This is a genomic window from Rhizobium sp. SL42 (assembly GCF_021729845.1).
Classification (GTDB): Bacteria; Pseudomonadota; Alphaproteobacteria; order Rhizobiales; family Rhizobiaceae; genus Allorhizobium.
The window spans coordinates 209,847-227,989 of record NZ_CP063399.1; the positions used below are offsets into that span (position 1 = coordinate 209,847).

The following is an 18,143-nucleotide window of genomic DNA, read 5'->3' on the forward strand; positions in this document are numbered from 1 at the left end:
ACAGGATCGCGTGACTGTCTGAACCAGATCGAGGAACATGACATGACCAGAATGACAGTGACCGTACCGGATCTTGCGCCACCGATTGGACCGTTTGCGCAGGGTGTCTGGGCCGGCGATCTTCTCTATGCTTCGGGCCAGGTCGGGCAGGATCCGACCAGCGGCATGATGGTCCCCGGCGGCATCGAGGCGGAGACCTCTCAAGCGTTCGAGAACATCAGGCGCGTCCTGGCCGCGGCAGGTCTGGGGTTCGAGCATATCATCAAGACCAGCGTGTTCCTTGCCGACATCAACTACTTTTCGGCCATGAACGCCATCTATGGACGGATGTTTGAGGCGCCCTTTCCAGCACGCACAACGGTAGAGGTGGTCAAGCTCGCACTGGACGCCCGTGTCGAGATCGATTTCGTCGCGCGGCGACCCTGAACATAGGCGAAAATAACATGTGAACCTTTGGTCTTCTTCCCTCGGAACATTGCCCATCACAGCAAGTTCATGTGGCTTCTGCCGGGCGATGAGATCCCTACGGGCACACCATTTGGAGTGGCCTACAACAAGTCCGGCTTGGATTACCTTCAGACAGAAGACTTGCTTCGCTTCAAAATTGAAAGCTTGGGCGAATAACACTGGAATTATGCATTGAAGACCTCCGGAGCAGGAATGCACTGCTCTGGCGCGCGGTTGTGGACCACGCATACACGGACGCAGTAGCAGGGCAATTTTCGACAAGACGCCTGGTCGTTTTCACACCTAGCTGCTGCCGACGAAATTGATGAGGAGTAAAATCTTGAAAAGCAATTCAGGTTGGCAGGGACGTTTCCCTCGAAACGAGATCATTTCACTGCTGGACGTCAACCGGCGATACAACCTAGCCGAAAGCACGGCACAGGATTTGACCTTCGGGGAGATTATGAACCTGGCGGGAGGAGCCTCCGCGCTGGACGAGTTGAAGATGGGCTATGGCTCATCGGCTGGTCTCCCGCGCCTTCGCACCGGGATCGCGGCTCTCACAGGTGTTAAACCGAACCAAGTCGTAACCACGCAGGGTACGGCCCTCGGCCTGTTTCTGCTGGCTTTCGAGCTTTGTCGTCCAGGCGACGAAGCCGTCATTGTGACGCCTTGCTTTCCACCGTCGCGCGACTCGCTCATCGCCACAGGTGTCACCTTACGCGAATGCCGCCTCTCCTTCGATCAAAGTTACCGTCTGACCGCTGACCTACTCGAACCACTTCTCAGCGAACGCACAAAACTCGTCAGCATCGCAAGCCCGCAGAATCCGAACGGAGTTAGCACCACTTTGGCAGAGACAGAGGCCATCCTGGAACTGATGCGCGCAAAGGCGCCTGCGGCACGTCTCTTCGTCGATGAGACCTACCGCGATGCGACATATGGGAACGAACCCCCTCCTCCCAGTGCTGCAGCACTGGGCGACGAAATCATCACCGGAGGTTCCGTGTCGAAGGCACATGGCGCGCCCGGACTTCGTGTCGGGTGGTTGACCGTTCGCGAGCCCGCGCTTCTGGAGCGGCTGATCGTTGCGAAAATGAACATGGTGATTTCAGGATCGCCACTCGATGAGACCCTGGCTGCTGCCATCCTCGACAACCGCGAAAAAATACTGCGTGCGCGTCGTGAACTGCTCTCGAACGGGCTGTCGAAGGTCGCAGCCTGGGTCGAAAACCATGAGGGCTCTGTCGATTGGGTCAGGCCGGATGGTGGCGCCTTGTGCTGCCTTCGATTGAACCCGAAGGCTTTTGATGAGGCGGGAATTGGTCGTTTTTGGTCGGCGCTGCCAGAGGCGGACCTCCAAATTGGTGACGGCACATGGTTCGGGGAGACTTCCGCAGTACTGCGCCTCGGTTTTGGTTATCTGCCGATTGATGTTCTTCCAGCCGCGCTGGATGCGCTTTCGAAAGCGATAAGGGCAGCGGGGCAGCCATGTCGGTAGTCGGTGTTTCACCTGTTTGCAATAGAGAAGCCATCTCCGTCGATGAGGCATTGGCAACGGCGCACGCCGCCCGGCGAGCATGCCGCGACCTGCCGGCACATGTCCGCATGTCCGCATTGCGTAATGCGGCAGCGAGCGTCTTCGACAAACGGGAAATGATGGCCCACACGATCGTGGCCGAGGGTGTGAAGACGATCCGCGAAGCACGGCGCGAAGTCGATCGGTGCCATGAAACCTTGCTACTTGCGGCAGAAGAAGCGCGGCGACTGGGTGGAGAGTGCGTGAACTTTGGTCAATCGGCTGCCTCTGCTGGCCGGATTGGTTGGTGGGAGCGCCGCCCGCTCGGCGTGGTCGTTGGGATAACGCCATACAACGATCCTCTCAATCTCGTTGCCCACAAAATCGCACCCGCTGTCGCCGCCGGAGCGCCCATCATCATCAAACCGCATCCTCGCACCCCAACCAGCGCCCATGAACTGGCGCGAGCGTTTTCGGGCAGCGGACTTCCAGACGGAGCCATCCAGATCCTCGAAGCGGACAACACTCAGGCGATGGAACTGGTTTCAGACGCGCGAACGTCGTTCGTCTCTTTCACCGGAGGCAAACAGGCGGGCGAAGCGATCTCCCGGCAGGCGATTGGCAAACGCTTAGCACTGGAACTTGGCGGGGTTTGCATTGCAGCCGTTGCATCGGACGCCGATGTGCCGCGTGCGGCCGACGCCCTGGCTTCTGGCATTGTTTGGGCGGCCGGACAAAACTGTGTACACACCCAGCGGATATTCGCCGAACGCGCTGTGTTCGAGCAACTGGCGCAAAGCCTCACTGACCGCCTGCAAGCGTTGCGTTGGGACGATCCATTTTCAGAAATGGCCGACTACGGCTCCCTGATAAGCGAGGAGCATGCCGATCGTGTCCATGCTCAAATCGTCAATACCTGCAGTCGCGGCGCAACGCTGCTCGTGGGCGGACGGCGTTTCGGGCGGCGGCTGGAGCCGACATTGTTGACGGGCGTTCCTGACGATCACCCGCTTGCTCGAGAGGAGATCTTCGCGCCGGTCGCCACTATTGAAGTCGTTGACAGCCTCACAGAAGCGGAAAACCGGGCGGCTGACAATGGCGCGATGATCAATTCGGCCATCTTCACCAACCGCCTTGATTCCATCCTTTCCTGGCACAATGCGCTTGATACGGGTGCGACGATCGTCAACGACAGCACCGACTTTCGGATCGATGCGATGCCATTCGGTGGCAACAGCAGCGCCGGTCTTGGCCGGGAGGGCATCCGTTTCGCCATCGAGGCGATGACCGAGCCGAAACTCATTTGCATAAGGACTTAAAGAATGGCGAAAGACGAACAATTGCGGGGTAGCACAAATGCTGTATCTCCAGAGATCGTTACGGCGACGAGTTTTCACACCCACCCCGACCTCGTCGGATTTTCCGCCAATGATTTGACGCTGGACGCGCCACATTTTTACACGCGATGGAGTAACCCGACTGTCGCTGCCCTCGAAGAGAAACTGGCCCAGCTTGAATGCGGCGAGGCCGGCCTTTGCTTTGCCAGCGGTATGGCGGCCATATCGGCCTTGTTCCTCACGCTGCTCCGCAGCGGCGATCATCTCATCCTGTCCGAGGTTTGCTATGCTGGCGTGGCGGAACTCGCGCACGACATCCTGCCAAAATTCGGTATTGCCGTTTCGGCTGTCGATACCGGCGATCCCACCAACGTCGCCGCGGCCGTGCGGCCTGAGACCCGCCTCATCCATATCGAAACACCGGCAAATCCGATCCTGAAGCTGACCGACATTGCAGCCGTAGCCGCAATTGCCAGGAGCTGCGGTGCGAGGCTTTCGGTTGATTCCACCATCGCAACCCCCATTGCAACACGCCCGCTGTCGCTTGGCGCCGACTTTGTGGTCCACTCGCTCAGCAAATATCTTTGCGGCCACGGTGACGCAATTGGCGGCGGAATTGTCGGTAGCTCTGCCGCGATGGCCGAGATGCGGAAGGAGGCCCTTATCCATCACGGCGGCTGCATGTCGCCTTTCGCAGCCTGGCTGATCCTTCGCGGTATCGAAACGCTCGAAGCCAGAATGGCGATTCACGAGCGGAACGCCGGCGTTGTCGCCCGCTTTTTGGAAAGCCATTTAAAGGTTGAGAAAACATACTGGCCGGGGCTGTCATCGCATCCGCAGCATGAACTCGCCAAGCGGCAAATGAGCAACTTTTCGGGCATGGTGACGTTCTCGGTCGGAAACGGGATAGAACTCGCCCGGCGTGTGGCTGATGCAGCAAGAACGTTCAGCTATGCGGTATCTCTCGGGAAGACAAAGAGCCTAGTATTCTACATCCCTTCCGACGATATCGCTAGCTCATCGTATAAAATGTATCCCGATTCGACGGCGCGCTACAAGGATTGGATAGGAGACGGAGCCTTCCGCGTTTCGGTGGGATTGGAAAATCCCGTTCGGCTCGTTGACGAGTTGAGTGCATTTCTTGACAAATCCTAGAGCTTGTCAGCTGACCTGGGACAGGCAAGACCCAACGGGTGACCGCCCTTGGTGTCCAACCGCGGCCGCAGGATTGGAAACGCCCTTGCCTTCTGGACACTCACGAGGCGTTTGTTGTCGAAATGATCGACGATCGCCGGGACGTATCGCTCGATGAAATGGTCGCGCGCCTGTCGGCTGAAGGCAGGTCCGCATCAGTCGGAGCGCGCTCGGTGCCTAACTGCGTGTTCGCCGCTGGACATTTAGAAAAGTCCGCACACACATAGGAGCAGGATCGATCGGATGTCCCGAAGCGCCGACGCGCCTGATTTAATGAGCCACTCGATCGCGATCCACAGATGCTGGTTTTCATAGACGAGACCGGTCTTTCAACGAAGATGGCACGTAAGCGGCAAGCTGAGGCCGTTCAGGCCATATTGTTCCATGGCATGAGGGCGTCGATATCGCTGCTGGGCCAGCCGTTGGCGAGACGCTCAAGCGTTTAGGTAAGCAAGCCTGGGGATCGACGGTATTCATTCTTGCAGTTTGCAGCAGCGTCGCGATCGTCGCCCATGTCCTGCCGCCGCCGTCGCTGCCGGCGAAGAGGCTGTTCTTCCTGATGATGGCCATTCCCCGTTCATTCTGCCCATGTCGGCGATGAAGTCGAGGTTCATTATCGCTGGCATCCGTATTTCGGCCAAAAGGTAATCGTTCGCCGTGTCGAAGAACGCGCGACAGGTCAGTTTCTGCATATTCTGGGGCCACCGGGCGTTGTGGTCTCGATTGTCGGGTGGATGATTGATCCTTTGGTGTGCAACGGCATGACCAAGGGAACGCCAGGCGTCGATCTTGCGGCGCTGATCGAATTGAACAGGCTGGTCACCGGTTACGACAAGCCTACAGTCGTCCGAAGTGGACGTAGAATCACTCAGGAGGACCATGATGAGATCCCGCAATACGCTCATGCCGGCGTCGGGCCGGCAGCTCGACCTGATATTGAAAACCCGGACCTTCGACGGACTGAGCGACAAGGATCGCAAGAAGGCGATATTAACGCGGGCTTGGGCAGCGGCGTTGCCGCTGCCCAAGCCCGGTTTTCCCAGATCGAAGTGGTCTTGATGCAAAATTGCTGGTCGCCGAGATGGAAGGCGATGATTTCCAGCGTCGTGCCCAGCAGATGAGCTGCATCCCCTTCATGGATCAAAACTCCTCCCACTCTTCCGCAACGGCTGAGGCTGCGGCTCTGCCGCCGAAGGCGCCTCCGAGCTTGCGGGTAAGCGCTCTGGCTGGCGAAGCTACCGCCTTACTGCCTTGCATTGCGACGCGCGGTGCGGAAACGGAACCGTCGAGCTTGAAGCGGGAGATCAATCGGGCGAGGTTGAACGCTTCGTCGGCCAGCCGGCTGGTGGATGCGGTGGCTTCTTCCACCATCGCCGCGTTCTGTTGCGTCATCTGGTCCATCTGATTGACGGCAGTGTTGACCTCAGACAGGCCGGTCGACTGCTCCTTGGCCGCCGCGGCGATCGAATGCACATGCTCGTTGACCTTGATGACATGGCCCTGGATCAAGCCGAGGACCTCACCGGTCGCCGTCACCAGCTTCACACCGGAGTTGACCTCCTCGCTCGAACGCGAGATCAGCACCTTGATGTCCTTGGCGGCTGTGCGTTTCATCCGACGCTCCTGTGCAATGGCTCTGGAAGCGGTCATGGCTTCTGCCTGTTGGAAACATAGAGAAATGACCTGATGGATTCATTCGATCGGACGGCTAACTTGGTCACAGCCCAAAATAGCGATGCGCCTTCTCAACATAAGATACTGCTTTTGCAGGTGTTTTATGCGAGGGACGCGAGATGATTGCCCGTTGAATGGCTAACGAATTCCTGCTTTCGTCGCTCTGACCCGCCGTGCGGTTGATAAGGGACGATTTCCGCGCGCGGGACGGATAGCCAGTGCGAAAGATGGATGCCCGGCTGCGCCAAGCGGTTCAATCAGCTGAATAGTCCTCGAAATACTTCGCGAAATCCTGGAGAGGAACTGGCTTGCCGAACAGATAACCTTGTCCGATTCCACAACCGAAACCATTCAGGCTTGCTGCCTGCTCGCTTGTCTCGATCCCCTCGGCCACTGTCGTCATTCCAAGTGCATCGGCGATGGAAGTAAAGGCCTTTACCAGTTCCCTGCCGCGATCGCTCTTGTCCATTTCGGCGATAAAGGACCGGTCAATCTTCAAGACGTCGATCGGGAAGCGGCCAAGATAGGCAAGAGCCGAATGGCCGGTTCCAAAATCGTCAATGGCAATGCTAACTCCCATCGTCTGGATCTTTTCCAGCGTCGCTTGAATACCGGCCTCATCCTTAAGCAGCAGGCTTTCTGTGATTTCGCATTCCAGCCATTCCGCTAGGCAGCCGGTCTGCTTCAAGGCAAACTCGATCTGCTTCGCAAGGTCGTTCTGCTTGAATTGCCGGGGTGAAAGGTTGATAGCAATTTTCAGCGGTTTTCTGCGCTCGACGTTCCAGTCGACGGCCGTCTGTACAGCCGTTCGAATAACCCAGCCGCCAATATCGATGATAGACCCGTTTTCTTCCGCGATCGCGATGAAGGAATCGGGCATCAAGAGTCCAAGCTCAGGATGCCGCCAGCGCAGCAGCGCCTCGGCACCGATGATCTCGCCGGACGGGAGGTCGACCTTCGGCTGGAAATAGAGCTCCAACTCATTGTTGGCGCGAGCGGTGTGCAAGGCATTACCGAGCTTTACCCGCAGTCTCGCGTTGGCACTGAATGTCTCGTCGTAATATTGGAAATTATTCCGGCCCCGTGCCTTTGCCTCGTAAAGAGCAGCATCGGCGTGGGCGAAGAGATCGCGCGAGGTGGAGCCATCATCTGGATAGCAGGCTATTCCGAGACTGCCCGAAACGAAAATGTCACGGCCATCAAGATGGTATGGTTGGGCTATCGCCGTGAGCAGCCGGCTGGTGATTTCGGTTACGTTTTGCCGATGTTCCACATCCTCCAGAAAAATGGCAAACTCGTCGCCGCCAAGGCGGGCGGTAGTGTCGGAATGCCGCAGCTCACCCGTGAGCCTCTGGGCAACCTCACACAGGAGCTGGTCGCCCGCCGCATGGCCGAGCGTATCATTTACATCCTTGAAGTTGTCGATGTCCAAAATAATGAGAGCAAACTGATTGTTCTTGGCTGCAGCTTCGGTCAGTATCGTCTCAAAGTCGCGATTGAAACGGGCGCGATTGGGTAGCCCTGTTAGAGCATCGAAATAGGCAAGCTTCTGTATGCGTTCCCGGTGCGATATGGCTTCGGTAATATCACGTATCGACACCAGAACGCTCGACAGTTTCCCTCGGGCATCGATTTCCGGCGTAAAGCGAGCATGCAGCCAATTACGTTCCCCCGAAGAAGACGAGTATGTCGTCTCCAGCTCGGTCTCCTCGCCGGTTTTCAAGACAGAACGGAGCGCCAAAAGATAGTCATCGGGAATCCCCGTGGCGTCGTTTTTTTCTGCTACTTGGCCTATAACCTCCTTCGGATCGATGCCCCCAATAAAGCGCCGCATGGCCGGGTTTGCATGCAACCGGCGAAGTTCTCGATCATAGCGGATGATACCGTCGGGGGAGTGCTCCACCAGAGAAGCGATTTCGCGCGACTGTCGTGCCAACGTCTCTTCCATGACTTTGCGATCGTGGATATCCAGAAGCGTTCCGACCATGCGCAGCGGTTGGCCGTACTCGTCGCGTTCGACGATCTTACCGAGATCCTCAATCCACTTGTACGAGCCATTTCGTTGACGAATACGGACTTCCGCCCTGTGAAGGGGTGCATCGCCGTCCAGATGCCGCTTGCGAATTTCAACATAAGCCGGAAGATCTTCAGGATGGATGCGGGCAAGCCAGCTTTCCGAAGAGGGCAGCTCTTCCAGTTCCACATCGAGAATTTCGCATGTCCGCCGCGAATAGAAGCCCATATTTTCCTGGCCATTCCATTCCCATATACCGATTCCCGCGCTTTCGAGTGCGAGTTCCGAGCGTAGCTGAGACGTGTACAGTTCGGCCTGTGTTTTCCGCAGCTCCGTAAGGTCCTGAACAAAGGCGAGAAAGCGAAGGGCCTCGTCTGGTCTCGTGATATCACCCGAGAGGGTCACCATTTCGATTCGTGCATCGACGATATGCCCGTCGCGGTGGACATATTTCTTGAAGAATGTTGCCCGTCCGTTTCCTTCCAGCAGAAGGGCCTGTACGGCTTCCGGGTCGACACTAATATCATTGGGAGGCGTGACTTGATGGACGTGGCGTCCGGAAAGCTCGTCACGGGCATAACCCAGCATACCCGCGAAAGCTTCATTCACTTTCAGGTAGAGGCCATGCGAATCGATAAGCACCGCGCCGATCGGTCCGTATTCAAATGCCTCGCGAAATATCCCCTCGGGCTGATCAACGCCATCCGGGTCGTCTTCAAACGCAATTCCCGTGAGGATCATCGAATGGCTTTGTTGCTCCTGCACATGGCATCGGAACCGGATGGTTTTACCGCGATGGTGGAAAGGTCCGGTCCGCAGCTTTAGATCTTTCCACTGCTCGCTGTCCGATTTAAGCGACCGTCGAGCGATGCCTTGCAGCCAAGGCGAGAGGGCCGTGCTTACGATCGGCCGAACTTGGTGCAGATCGAGTTCGCTTGAAAGCTGGACGAAAAGCCTGTCGAGTTCGCTGGACCACCAAAGGTGACCTGTTTCAGGGTCGAATGACCAGAAGGCCAGGTTCGCGGTGGAGACGTATGAGTCTCGTTGAATTGTGCCGCTGTCGACGGTGATCGCCGCAAACAATGGTTCGATGAACTGTGATTCCACGGTAAGTGCGGTCGACAGCATGTTTGTTTCATTCTGAAGCGAAGAGGCGGTGTCAGTATGTTTTCCAATCATGGGATCAATGCATGACAGGTCGAAGCCTGTCCCTCTCATATTTTTTCAACCGTTTGTGCTGTTCCATCCTCTGACTTGAACGGGACAGCACATGTTCAGCCCGGGGCCCCTCGTAAGTTTCCCGGACAGTCAATGCTGAACATCACGCCACCGCGCGGGGCTGCTCGGAATAGGATACCGATGCCCTCGTCCGGAAGCGTTGCACCAAGATCTCCAACTCCGCCGTCTCCTGCGCCAGATTCTGTACCGTAGCGGTGGCCTCTTCGACCATTGTGGCATTCTGCTGCGTGATCTTGTCCATCTGGTCGCCGACCGCCGAGATCTTCGATATCTGTACGCCGAGATCTTCATCGACAGGAGCGATGATGATGGCATCGACCTTTTCGCTGGCGAACTGGCGGATAGCGTTCAACTGATGTTCAATATCGTTCTCGGTCACATCGAGCTTGAGAGTGAGGCCCTGCACCTTGGCGCCATTTGTCTCGATGCCATTCTGAAGCATCGCCAAGAATGGTGTGGAGTTTGAGATCACCACACCGATCATCTTAGCGGCGACGGGCTTGCCGATCAGCAGGAATGCTAGAAGAATTGGGGAGAAAGCGCGCATATAGAGCTACCCGGGGTTCGCTACCGGATTTCATATCCGTAGGAAATTTCAACGGTTGTGCCGGATGACTCATTCATTTGGCCGAGAGTTACTACCGTCGCACAACCCTGGAGGTGCAGGACTGTATCCTGCTCGCGGCGCCTCCAAGCTTTTGCGGTCTAGCGATCATATAAACGTCGGCGAAGGTTAATAATTTTCTTGATGTGGAACTCGGGTAGTACATTTCTGCGGAAAGTGGATAGTCGGCGCGCAAAACGAACACCCTTGCGCCGAAGTCAGACAGAGGTCAGGTCGTCGCGGATCGCTTTCTGGTATCGGATGGGTCTCGCCATAGCCTGCCGTGTAGAGAGCAGAAAGCCTGCCTAAGTGGCAAAAGCCCCACTTCAGGCAAATTTCCTTCACTGTTTGCTGGCTCACCAGATCCAGCGGGTCCCTGCGGCGGCGTTCCAGGCGCTGGTCGGCGGCAAGCCCGTTGACCTTCCGTTCGATGTCGAGCAGGGCATTGATCCTGTGGATTATCGGGTGATGTTGATCCAGTTTTCATTTCGCCGTGGCACGGTTCAACTCGAAAAATTTGTTTACATGCAGCTTACCTAGGACGGTGCAGGTGGGCAGGCGCGAAATGGAAAAATGATGGTGTGAAACGGCCCTTCGCACCGGCATTGAGGATGCCTACTGTGGTGACGCCAATCGCCACAAGGCAGAAGGAACCGTTCCATGGAGAAGATTACCATAGTCGGACTGAGCGTTATGTGCCCTGTGTTGTCGAGAACGCCTAGATCAACAGGCTGCGGGGCACATAGCCGTACGGGATCACAAAAACCAGATTACGTGCCCGGGCACGTAATCTGGTACGCTACGATCAGGTACGCCGCCGAAGACCCGGAAGCCGTGCCAAAGGGCATCGAACAACATCTCATGTGTCTGGAGCATATACGCCCGCAAGAGAAACGGCCGGCTGTGCGATAACTTGATGTCCGCGACCTGAAGCTTCACACTCTCGCCGCCGATCACGGCATAGTCCTCACTCCAATCGAACTGGAATGCTTCGCCTGGGCGAAAAGACAGCGGAACGAATATGCCCGCGGCCCGTCGTCTGCTGCTCACGTTGCCGTTCAGCCCGCCAATCGCGGGCGAAGGCGGCACCCCGACCATACGAGCGGGTAAAGCCGAAAAACACCCGATCCGCGTGGAGCTGCTTCAACGTTCTGCGCTGCTTGCGCGACTTTCCAGTCTCTGCCTTCAACCAGGCCGCCAGTTTGTCGGCAAAAGGATCAAGCTTGCTCGGCAGATCCGGTATCGTGAACGTCGGCTCGATCATACCAGCGTTCAAATACTTCGCGATCGTGTTGTGTGACAGCTCGGTGCACCGGTTGATCTCGCGGATCGGCCTGAAACGTTCGAGGGGCGGCCAATTTCGCGCATGGCCTGGTTGAACCGGACCGGATCATGCGAAAAATGGAGGCGGCGGTTGGACAGGAAGCACAATTCGGCTCAGGCATATACAAACAACCCCACCCCTCGAGCTTGTTCCTATCCATAAACGATAGAACGTATCCGCTTGGCGCAATTTTAGCGCAATCTGTCTCAAGATCCTGATTTGTTAACCGAAAGTCTACCAAGCACCTCCACGTCTGGGTCCATCGAAAAAGTGGATGAACACCAGAGCCGGCATGACGACGGGCTTCGATGTGATTGAGGTTCGTGCCCAATCACGGTTTCAGCTCATTGTCTGCGACGATACCTGTCGTCGAATTGGAGGTTCCTATGACGATAAAAGCAAAGCTACTGATATCCATATCGGCCCTTATTCTTGCAATCGCTGCCATTTCGATATTTTCCGTTTATGTGTCTGAAAAAGAAAAGGAAATCGCAGAGTCCATAGTCTCGAATGATGTTCTTCCCATGGAGGAATTGAAGATCATTGCCGACAGCTATGCCGTCGAAATCGTCGACACCACGCACAAAGTGCGTTCAGGTGCGGTGCTCGCCGCGGACGGAGCAAAGAGCGTCGACCGGGCCCTTTCGACAATTGAAACCAAGTGGAAGCACTATACCTCGGGAACACTCACCGAGGAGGCAAGGGCGATTGCCAGCAAGTTCCAGAGCATTCGGCAAAGCGCCAATGAGCGCATCAGCGAAATGCGCGACCTGCTCGCAAGCAGCAATATGCAGGGTCTCGCTACCTTTATAGACACGAAACTGTACCCGACAATTGACCCGCTTGGGACAGAAATCTCCAAGCTCATCGAGCTGCATATAGACCTTGCTCAGCACAGTCTTGAGAAAGGCAAGGCGCTGCAAACCGAGCTGGCGATTGTCATGACGATACTCTCCGTCGCGGGAGCCGCCGCCGCCGTATTCTCGATCTGGACCGTCATCGCTGGGGTGATCCGGCCGTTAAACTCGATCACTGGCGCCATGGGCTCACTTGCCGCGGGCGATCTGGACGTTGCCATTTATGGCGAAGGCCGCCACGACGAAATTGGCGCCATGGCTTCGACCGTCGTCACCTTCCGTGACAACGCTAGAAAGCGCCGTGAGCTCGAGGAGCAAGCCGTCGAGAACGGCTGCAAACTCGAGGCGATTTCCCGAGCCCAGGCGGTTATCGAATTCACCCTGAAGGGCGACATTCTCACCGCCAACGAGAATTTTCTCAATACACTCGGTTACCAACTGTCCGAGATACAGGGCAAGCACCATTCTATGTTCTGCGAGCCGAGCTTCAGCAACAGCGAAGACTATGGCCGGTTCTGGACCAAGCTGGCCGGCGGAGAACTCGTTTCGGATGAGTTCATGCGGATCGGCAAAGGTGGGGAGAAGGTCTATATCCAGGCATCCTACAACCCGATAATCGACGTGAACGGCAAAGTGTTCAAGGTGGTGAAGTTTGCCACCGACGTCACGCAGCGCGTGAACAATGTCGATCAGCTCGCCAATGCCCTTCAGGCACTGTCGGCAGGCGACCTGACACAGACGATTGCCACGCCGTTCCTGCCGACGCTCGAAAAACTCCGTTGCGACTTCAACGAGACTTCCTCGAGACTTCGCAGCACGCTGCAGACGATCTCGCAAAACGCCAGCACCATCGCTGCGGCCTCCCAGGAAATCCAGTCGGCCTCGAATGACCTTTCGAGCCGGACTGAGCAGCAGGCCGCCTCCATCGAGGAGACGGCAGCCGCTCTTGAAGAAATCACCACGACCGTCAGCGATTCCAGTCACCGTGCCCAGGAGGCCGGCCAGCTCGTGCGCAAGACGAAGGAAAACGCCGAACATTCCGGCAGCGTGGTTGGTCAAGCGGTCGATGCCATGGGCAAGATCGAGAAGTCGGCAGGTGAAATTGCCAACATCATCGGCGTTATCGACGAGATTGCCTTCCAGACGAATCTTCTGGCGCTCAACGCCGGTGTCGAAGCCGCCCGCGCCGGTGACGCGGGCAAGGGATTTGCCGTCGTCGCTCAGGAGGTCCGCGAGTTGGCCCAGCGTTCAGCCAAGGCTGCAAAAGAGATCAAGGAATTGATCAACGCGTCGAATGAGCACGTCAAGAACGGGGTCTCGCTGGTCGGCAGCACGGGCAAGGCACTACAGGAAATCGTCACCCAAGTCGTGCAGGTGGACGGCAATGTCGGCGCGATCGTCGAAGCCTCCAGGGAGCAGGCAACCGGCCTCAAGGAAATAAACGCAGCCGTCAACACTATGGACCAGGGAACGCAGCAGAACGCGGCCATGGTTGAAGAAACGACCGCGGCCGCCCATAGCCTCGCCAAGGAAGCAGAGCAGTTGTTCGAGCTCCTGGGACAGTTCAACATCGGAACAGGGGGCAATGGATATCGTGCTGCGCCCTCCGTTGCCAACCATGCATCACGACCGGTCGCATCCCCGACTCGCGAGATGGCAGCCAAGATAGCGAAGGCCTTCAACGGCAACGCGGCCCTCAAGGGTGGCGACACTTGGGAGGAGTTTTGACGTCGCGGGCGGTGCCTTTGATCGGTCTCGACGACGATCAGATGGAGATCATCGTCTTCTGCCTTCCACGAGGAGCCGTGATCATTTCTGCACTGTCTTCTGCCTCGACCGATCTTCGCCCTGATGCATGCCGAGGGCCGGCTCGGGCTTGCACTCCCCGACAGCTTTGCCGAATGGCGAGCCCAGCGCACCGCCACGCTCGATGCAAAACTGAAAGAGCTGGCGAAGGCTGCGGCAACCAACGTGATTCCGGATACGACGATTTCAGACAAGGGGCTGCCTATCTCGCCGATCCGCGAGGAGGAAAGCGACAGGATCCTCACGCTCAGCCGCCGACTTTATGTTCTGGTGCCACGGATCAGGATCACCAGCCTGCTTGCCGAAGTGCAAAGCTGGACGAGGTTCCTCGACAGCTTCACGCATTATCGTACCGGCGAAACGGCGAACGATGAGGCGGCGCTCATGGCTGCAATCCTTGCCGACGCCACCAATGCCGGAGCCGAACAGATGGCGAAAAGCTCACGCGGCGTCACGATTCACCACATGATGCTGATGGTGGACCGGCATCTGCGGTCCGAAACCTATGCAACGGCAACCGCCGTGCTGGTTGATGCGCAGCGGACCTCGTTCCAAGACAATCGTCATTCTGAGGGACAGCCACCAAACTGGCTACTCATGAGACGCCGGCCCACCACGGCATCTAGCAACGGCAGCTGGCCACGCTAGAACAAAATCCCTGGCAACGCCGATGCAACGGTTCAAAGGCTATATCGCCACACTCGCAGAATTCTTCAATGGCGATTTTAATAGATAGAAACCGTGCAGTCGCATTACATCCTGAGCCAGAGCTAGCACTACTTTGGCAGATTCATCCTTGGTTAACGATGATCGGCGATCTTTGGCACTTCAACAGGGGTGCGAAGGATGGCGGAGCAAGATGTTGCACTGACGGAATGGCTGAAGCCGTTCGTTGAGAAGCTTGGCCACAAGAAGCGGCGGCAGATGTGCCCGATCTATGTTTCGGGTCTGATTGGGCCTGGTGATCGCAAAAGCATAGGGCCGATGGCGGAGCGGCTTGCGCCTGATCGCTACGATCGCCTGCATCATTTCATCTCGGATGGCATTTGGGACGCCGGTCCGCTTGAGGCGGAATTGGCCGTGCAGGCTGACAGAATAGTCGGAGGCCCAGATGCATTTCTGGTGATCGACGATACGGGCCTTCCGAAGAAGGGCGACCACTCGGTAGGGGTCGCGCCGCAATATGCATCGATGCTGGGCAAGCGCGCCAATTGCCAGACGCTGGTGTCACTGACGCTGGCACGCAACGAGGTTCCTGTCCCGGTGGGTTTGCGGCTGTTCCTGCCCGAGAGTTGGACCAGCGATCAGGACAGAATGGCAAAAGCCGGCGTTCCCGAGCTGTCGCGCGTATCCCGCACCAAGCCGGAGATTGCGCTCGACGAGATCGATCGGCTGATTGCCGCAGGTGTCCGGTTTGGCACCGTGCTTGCGGACGCAGGCTATGGTCTGTCAGCCGCATTTCGGCAGGGTTTGAGTGCGCGGGGTCTCACCTGGGCCGTCGGCATTCCCAAGCATCAGAAGGTTTATCCCCATGATGTCGGATTGATCTTTCCTGTTGCTGGTCATGGACGGCCGCGCAAACATTCCATCCCCGATACGCTGTCGACAGCCGCCGAAACGATGCTGGCGGCCTCGACGTGGACGAAACTCAGCTGGCGGCGTGGCACCAAAGGCCGACTGACCGCGCGCTTTGCTGCCCTGCGCATTCGGATCGCTGATGGCAGCCCACAACGCATCTTCGACAAGGGGCAACAGCATATGCCGGGCGAGGAAGCCTGGCTGGTTGGCGAGTGGCGCTCAAACGACGAACGCAAATATTATCTGTCCAATCTGCCGGCCGCGGCGACATTGAAACAACTGGCGGCGGCCATTAAAGCTCGTTGGGTCTGCGAGCAGGCTCATCAGCAGATGAAGGAAGAACTCGGTCTCGATCACTTCGAAGGCCGATCATGGCAAGGCCTTCATCGACACGCGCTGATGACCATGATCGCTTATGCCTTCCTGCAACATCAGCACCTATACAAGGCAAAGCGGGAAAAAAAGGAACAGACGCGGCCCGCCTAAACCGACACTGCCAGCTATCCGACGCGCCGTCATAGCGGCGCTCTCAAACCACCATCCACCACAACGATGTCCACACTGCCGTATCAGGTTCCAAATGACCTCAAAATCAATTCTGCCAAAGTAGTGTTAGGGATAAAATTGCCGGATCCTGGCGCGAACTTTGCCATCTGTTGCCGTCAAGCCAGGTACTTTTCGAGTCCGCCATATCCTTAAATGGCGATCGGCATCCAATAAGCGCACAAGTCTCGAGATCTATCTTGCTGAGCCCGCCTGGTTAATCTCAATTTAACCAGCACCCCCAAATTTGGGGTCATTAAGAGGGCGGGTGAACGCCCAGTTCCGGCATGACGACGGGTTTCGATGTGATTGCGGTACACACCCGATCGCGATTTCAAAGCTCCGTATTCGAGGTAGACAAGTGTCCGGTCAGGATTCCACACATACAGCCAGTAGTTCCGTCCACTGTCTCGACTATGGGCCCGCCAATACAAAGGCAAGGAGCCAAAGTGTGGAACGTCGTCTCGAATTTATGCAGCTCGACTACCACGGACGCAGTGCCATTCGATCCCTGAAGACTCTGGTGGAACGCGAGCTGCCACATGGCCTCGACAAATTCTACGCGCAACTGCGCATAAGCCCGGAAGTCAGCCGGTTCTTTTCGAACGATGACAATATCGCTCGCGCCAAGGGCGCGCAGATGGGTCATTGGACCAACATCGCCGACGGCAACTTCAACGAGGACTATGTCGGCAAAGTCCGCACGATCGGAACGGTGCATGCCCACATCGGTCTGGAGCCGCAATGGTATATCGGTGGTTATGCCATCATTCTCGACCATCTGATCAACAGCGCGGTCGAAGAGATATTCCCAAAGGGCGGCATCTTCTCTAAACGGACGATGACACCTGCGGCATTCGGGAAGGCACTCTCAAGTCTGGTCAAGGCGGTGATGCTGGACATGGATCTGGCGATCTCGGTCTATATCGACGAAGCCGAGGTTGCCAAACAGAAGGCGCAGGCAGAAGCTATCGATGCTGAGCGCAAGTTGGTCTGCAACATTTTTGGCAAAGCCATGGCGGAGATTGCCGCCAAGGATGTCGGCTACCGCATCGACGAAGACCTGCCAGCAGCTTATCACACCCTTCGTGACAATTTCAACAATGCACTGGAGCAGTTGGCGACAACGATCGAGCAGATCAATGGAGCCACGGCGGGGATCAACGCCGGATCAAGAGAAATTCGCTCGTCAGCCGACGATCTCGCAAAGCGCACGGAACAGCAGGCGGCATCAATCGAAGAGACAGCAGCAGCACTTGAGGAAATCACCACAACAGTGAAGGATTCCAGCCAGCGTGCGGCAGAGGCCGGGATACTGGTCGCTAAGGCACGCATCGGTGCTGAGAAATCCGGCCACATCGTCCAGCAAGCAGTTGCGGCGATGGGTGCGATCGACAGTTCGTCACGCGAAATCTCGAACATCATCGGCGTCATCGACGAGATCGCATTCCAGACGAACCTTCTGGCATTGAACGCCGGCGTAGAAGCCGCCAGAGCCGGCGATGCCGGCAAAGGATTTGCAGTGGTTGCGCAGGAAGTGCGCGAACTCGCCCAGCGCTCAGCCAAGGCCGCGAAGGAGATCAAGGAATTGATCAATAACTCCGGAGAACAGGTGAAAGAGGGTGTGTTACTGGTGGGACAAACCGGCGTAGCTCTGACGGAGATCGTCGACGAGGTAACCGAGATCGACCGGCACATCGGTGCGATCGTCAGGGCATCAAGCGAACAGGCGACCGCACTTCAGGAAATCAACACAGCCATCAATACGATGGACCAGGGGACGCAGCAGAATGCTGCGATGGTCGAGCAGTCCACCGCGGCCAGCCATGCGCTGGTGCAGGAGGTCGCGCGCATCGCAGCGATGCTCAGTGAGTTCGATATTGGAAAAGCGTCAGCAAACAGGAAATACGCAAGCGAAACGGTGTCGCACCGATCTGTTGTGTCCGATTTGGCCGTGCTCTATCCGACTTCCATGGCAAAGCGCTTCGGCTAAAGCCAGTGCACGGA

At 57.0% G+C, this 18,143-nt stretch carries 11 protein-coding genes and 6 pseudogenes; 12 read left to right on the forward strand and 5 right to left on the reverse strand.

All coding sequences use genetic code 11. From position 1 onward, the window contains the following. Window positions 1-42 precede the first annotated feature (42 nt). The 6 genes and pseudogenes from IM739_RS23310 to IM739_RS23330 all read left to right on the forward strand — a co-directional run. A complete protein-coding gene (locus tag IM739_RS23310) occupies window positions 43-426 on the forward strand; it encodes a Rid family detoxifying hydrolase (RefSeq protein ID WP_237371751.1) in 384 nt (127 codons plus the stop codon). A 69-nt stretch (window positions 427-495) separates the two neighbouring features. Next, the gene (locus IM739_RS24170) at window positions 496-624 is read left to right on the forward strand and encodes a hypothetical protein (protein WP_442981175.1); all 129 of its coding nucleotides are present in this window, start codon (window positions 496-498) and stop codon (window positions 622-624) included. Window positions 625-787: 163 nt separating this feature from the next. Next, window positions 788-1,948 carry a pyridoxal phosphate-dependent aminotransferase gene (locus IM739_RS23315; protein WP_237371752.1) on the forward strand — a complete coding sequence of 387 codons (1,161 nt, stop codon included), beginning with the start codon at window positions 788-790 and terminating at the stop codon, window positions 1,946-1,948. Beyond that, complete coding sequence (locus IM739_RS23320) at window positions 1,939-3,285, forward strand: aldehyde dehydrogenase family protein (protein ID WP_237371753.1); 1,347 nt, start codon at window positions 1,939-1,941, stop codon at window positions 3,283-3,285. Before IM739_RS23315 ends, IM739_RS23320 begins: the two co-directional genes overlap by 10 nt. A 3-nt stretch (window positions 3,286-3,288) precedes the next feature. Then, window positions 3,289-4,458, forward strand: coding sequence for a trans-sulfuration enzyme family protein (locus tag IM739_RS23325; RefSeq protein WP_237371754.1), 1,170 nt, complete (start codon window positions 3,289-3,291; stop codon window positions 4,456-4,458). Window positions 4,459-4,517: 59 nt separating this feature from the next. Further along, a pseudogene (locus tag IM739_RS23330) lies at window positions 4,518-4,886 on the forward strand (IS630 family transposase); the annotation flags it as partial. Here the strand turns inward: IM739_RS23330 and IM739_RS23335 are convergent. Beyond that, window positions 4,865-5,073: pseudogene (locus IM739_RS23335) on the reverse strand (transposase domain-containing protein); the annotation flags it as partial. The pseudogenes IM739_RS23330 and IM739_RS23335 sit on opposite strands and share 22 nt — an antisense overlap. A gap of 185 nt (window positions 5,074-5,258) precedes the next feature. On the opposite strand from IM739_RS23335, the gene IM739_RS23340 reads away from it, so the two are divergent. Beyond that, window positions 5,259-5,618, forward strand: a complete 360-nt coding sequence (locus IM739_RS23340) for a hypothetical protein (protein ID WP_237372007.1) — start codon at window positions 5,259-5,261, stop codon at window positions 5,616-5,618. Window positions 5,619-5,637: 19 nt separating this feature from the next. On the opposite strand, the pseudogene IM739_RS23345 reads toward IM739_RS23340, so the two are convergent. The 3 genes and pseudogenes from IM739_RS23345 to IM739_RS23355 all read right to left on the reverse strand — a co-directional run. After that, window positions 5,638-6,129 (reverse strand): annotated as a pseudogene (locus IM739_RS23345) (methyl-accepting chemotaxis protein); the annotation flags it as partial. A 295-nt stretch (window positions 6,130-6,424) separates the two neighbouring features. Next, window positions 6,425-9,313 (reverse strand): sensor domain-containing protein, encoded by a 2,889-nt coding sequence (locus tag IM739_RS23350; protein WP_237371755.1) that lies wholly within the window; start codon window positions 9,311-9,313, stop codon window positions 6,425-6,427. A 193-nt stretch (window positions 9,314-9,506) separates the two neighbouring features. Continuing rightward, entirely contained in the window at window positions 9,507-9,971 is a 465-nt protein-coding gene (locus tag IM739_RS23355) for a hypothetical protein (RefSeq protein WP_237371756.1), read from the reverse strand. Window positions 9,972-10,337: 366 nt separating this feature from the next. Here IM739_RS23355 and IM739_RS23365 point away from each other — a divergent pair, with 366 nt between their 5' ends. After that, the gene (locus IM739_RS23365) at window positions 10,338-10,568 is read left to right on the forward strand and encodes a hypothetical protein (protein ID WP_237371757.1); all 231 of its coding nucleotides are present in this window, start codon (window positions 10,338-10,340) and stop codon (window positions 10,566-10,568) included. Between the two features lie 249 nt (window positions 10,569-10,817). Here IM739_RS23365 and IM739_RS23370 read toward each other — a convergent pair. Next, window positions 10,818-11,358: pseudogene (locus IM739_RS23370) on the reverse strand (IS21 family transposase); the annotation flags it as partial. Window positions 11,359-11,738: 380 nt separating this feature from the next. Between IM739_RS23370 and IM739_RS23380 the strand changes: the two are divergent. The 4 genes and pseudogenes from IM739_RS23380 to IM739_RS23395 all read left to right on the forward strand — a co-directional run bounded on the left by IM739_RS23380 (window position 11,739) and on the right by IM739_RS23395 (window position 18,129). Next, window positions 11,739-13,937 carry a methyl-accepting chemotaxis protein gene (locus IM739_RS23380; protein WP_272911348.1) on the forward strand — a complete coding sequence of 733 codons (2,199 nt, stop codon included), beginning with the start codon at window positions 11,739-11,741 and terminating at the stop codon, window positions 13,935-13,937. 81 nt (window positions 13,938-14,018) lie between these two features. After that, window positions 14,019-14,558 (forward strand): annotated as a pseudogene (locus IM739_RS23385) (Tn3 family transposase); the annotation flags it as partial. A 303-nt stretch (window positions 14,559-14,861) separates the two neighbouring features. Beyond that, window positions 14,862-16,076: pseudogene (locus IM739_RS23390) on the forward strand (IS701 family transposase); the annotation flags it as partial. Between the two features lie 328 nt (window positions 16,077-16,404). Next, window positions 16,405-18,129 (forward strand): globin-coupled sensor protein, encoded by a 1,725-nt coding sequence (locus IM739_RS23395; RefSeq protein ID WP_237371760.1) that lies wholly within the window; start codon window positions 16,405-16,407, stop codon window positions 18,127-18,129. Window positions 18,130-18,143: the final 14 nt, after the last annotated feature.

What these genes read in the sequence shown, in the direction of transcription:
- IM739_RS23310 (WP_237371751.1), top strand. Translation starts at nt 43, where the DNA reads ATGACCAGAATGACAGTGACCGTACCGGATCTTGCGCCACCGATTGGA.
- IM739_RS24170 (WP_442981175.1), top strand. Translation starts at nt 496, where the DNA reads ATGTGGCTTCTGCCGGGCGATGAGATCCCTACGGGCACACCATTTGGA.
- IM739_RS23320 (WP_237371753.1), top strand. Translation starts at nt 1,939, where the DNA reads ATGTCGGTAGTCGGTGTTTCACCTGTTTGCAATAGAGAAGCCATCTCC.
- IM739_RS23325 (WP_237371754.1), top strand. Translation starts at nt 3,289, where the DNA reads ATGGCGAAAGACGAACAATTGCGGGGTAGCACAAATGCTGTATCTCCA.
- IM739_RS23340 (WP_237372007.1), top strand. Translation starts at nt 5,259, where the DNA reads ATGACCAAGGGAACGCCAGGCGTCGATCTTGCGGCGCTGATCGAATTG.
- IM739_RS23350 (WP_237371755.1), bottom strand. Translation starts at nt 9,313, where the DNA reads ATGCTGTCGACCGCACTTACCGTGGAATCACAGTTCATCGAACCATTG.
- IM739_RS23355 (WP_237371756.1), bottom strand. Translation starts at nt 9,971, where the DNA reads ATGCGCGCTTTCTCCCCAATTCTTCTAGCATTCCTGCTGATCGGCAAG.
- IM739_RS23380 (WP_272911348.1), top strand. Translation starts at nt 11,739, where the DNA reads ATGACGATAAAAGCAAAGCTACTGATATCCATATCGGCCCTTATTCTT.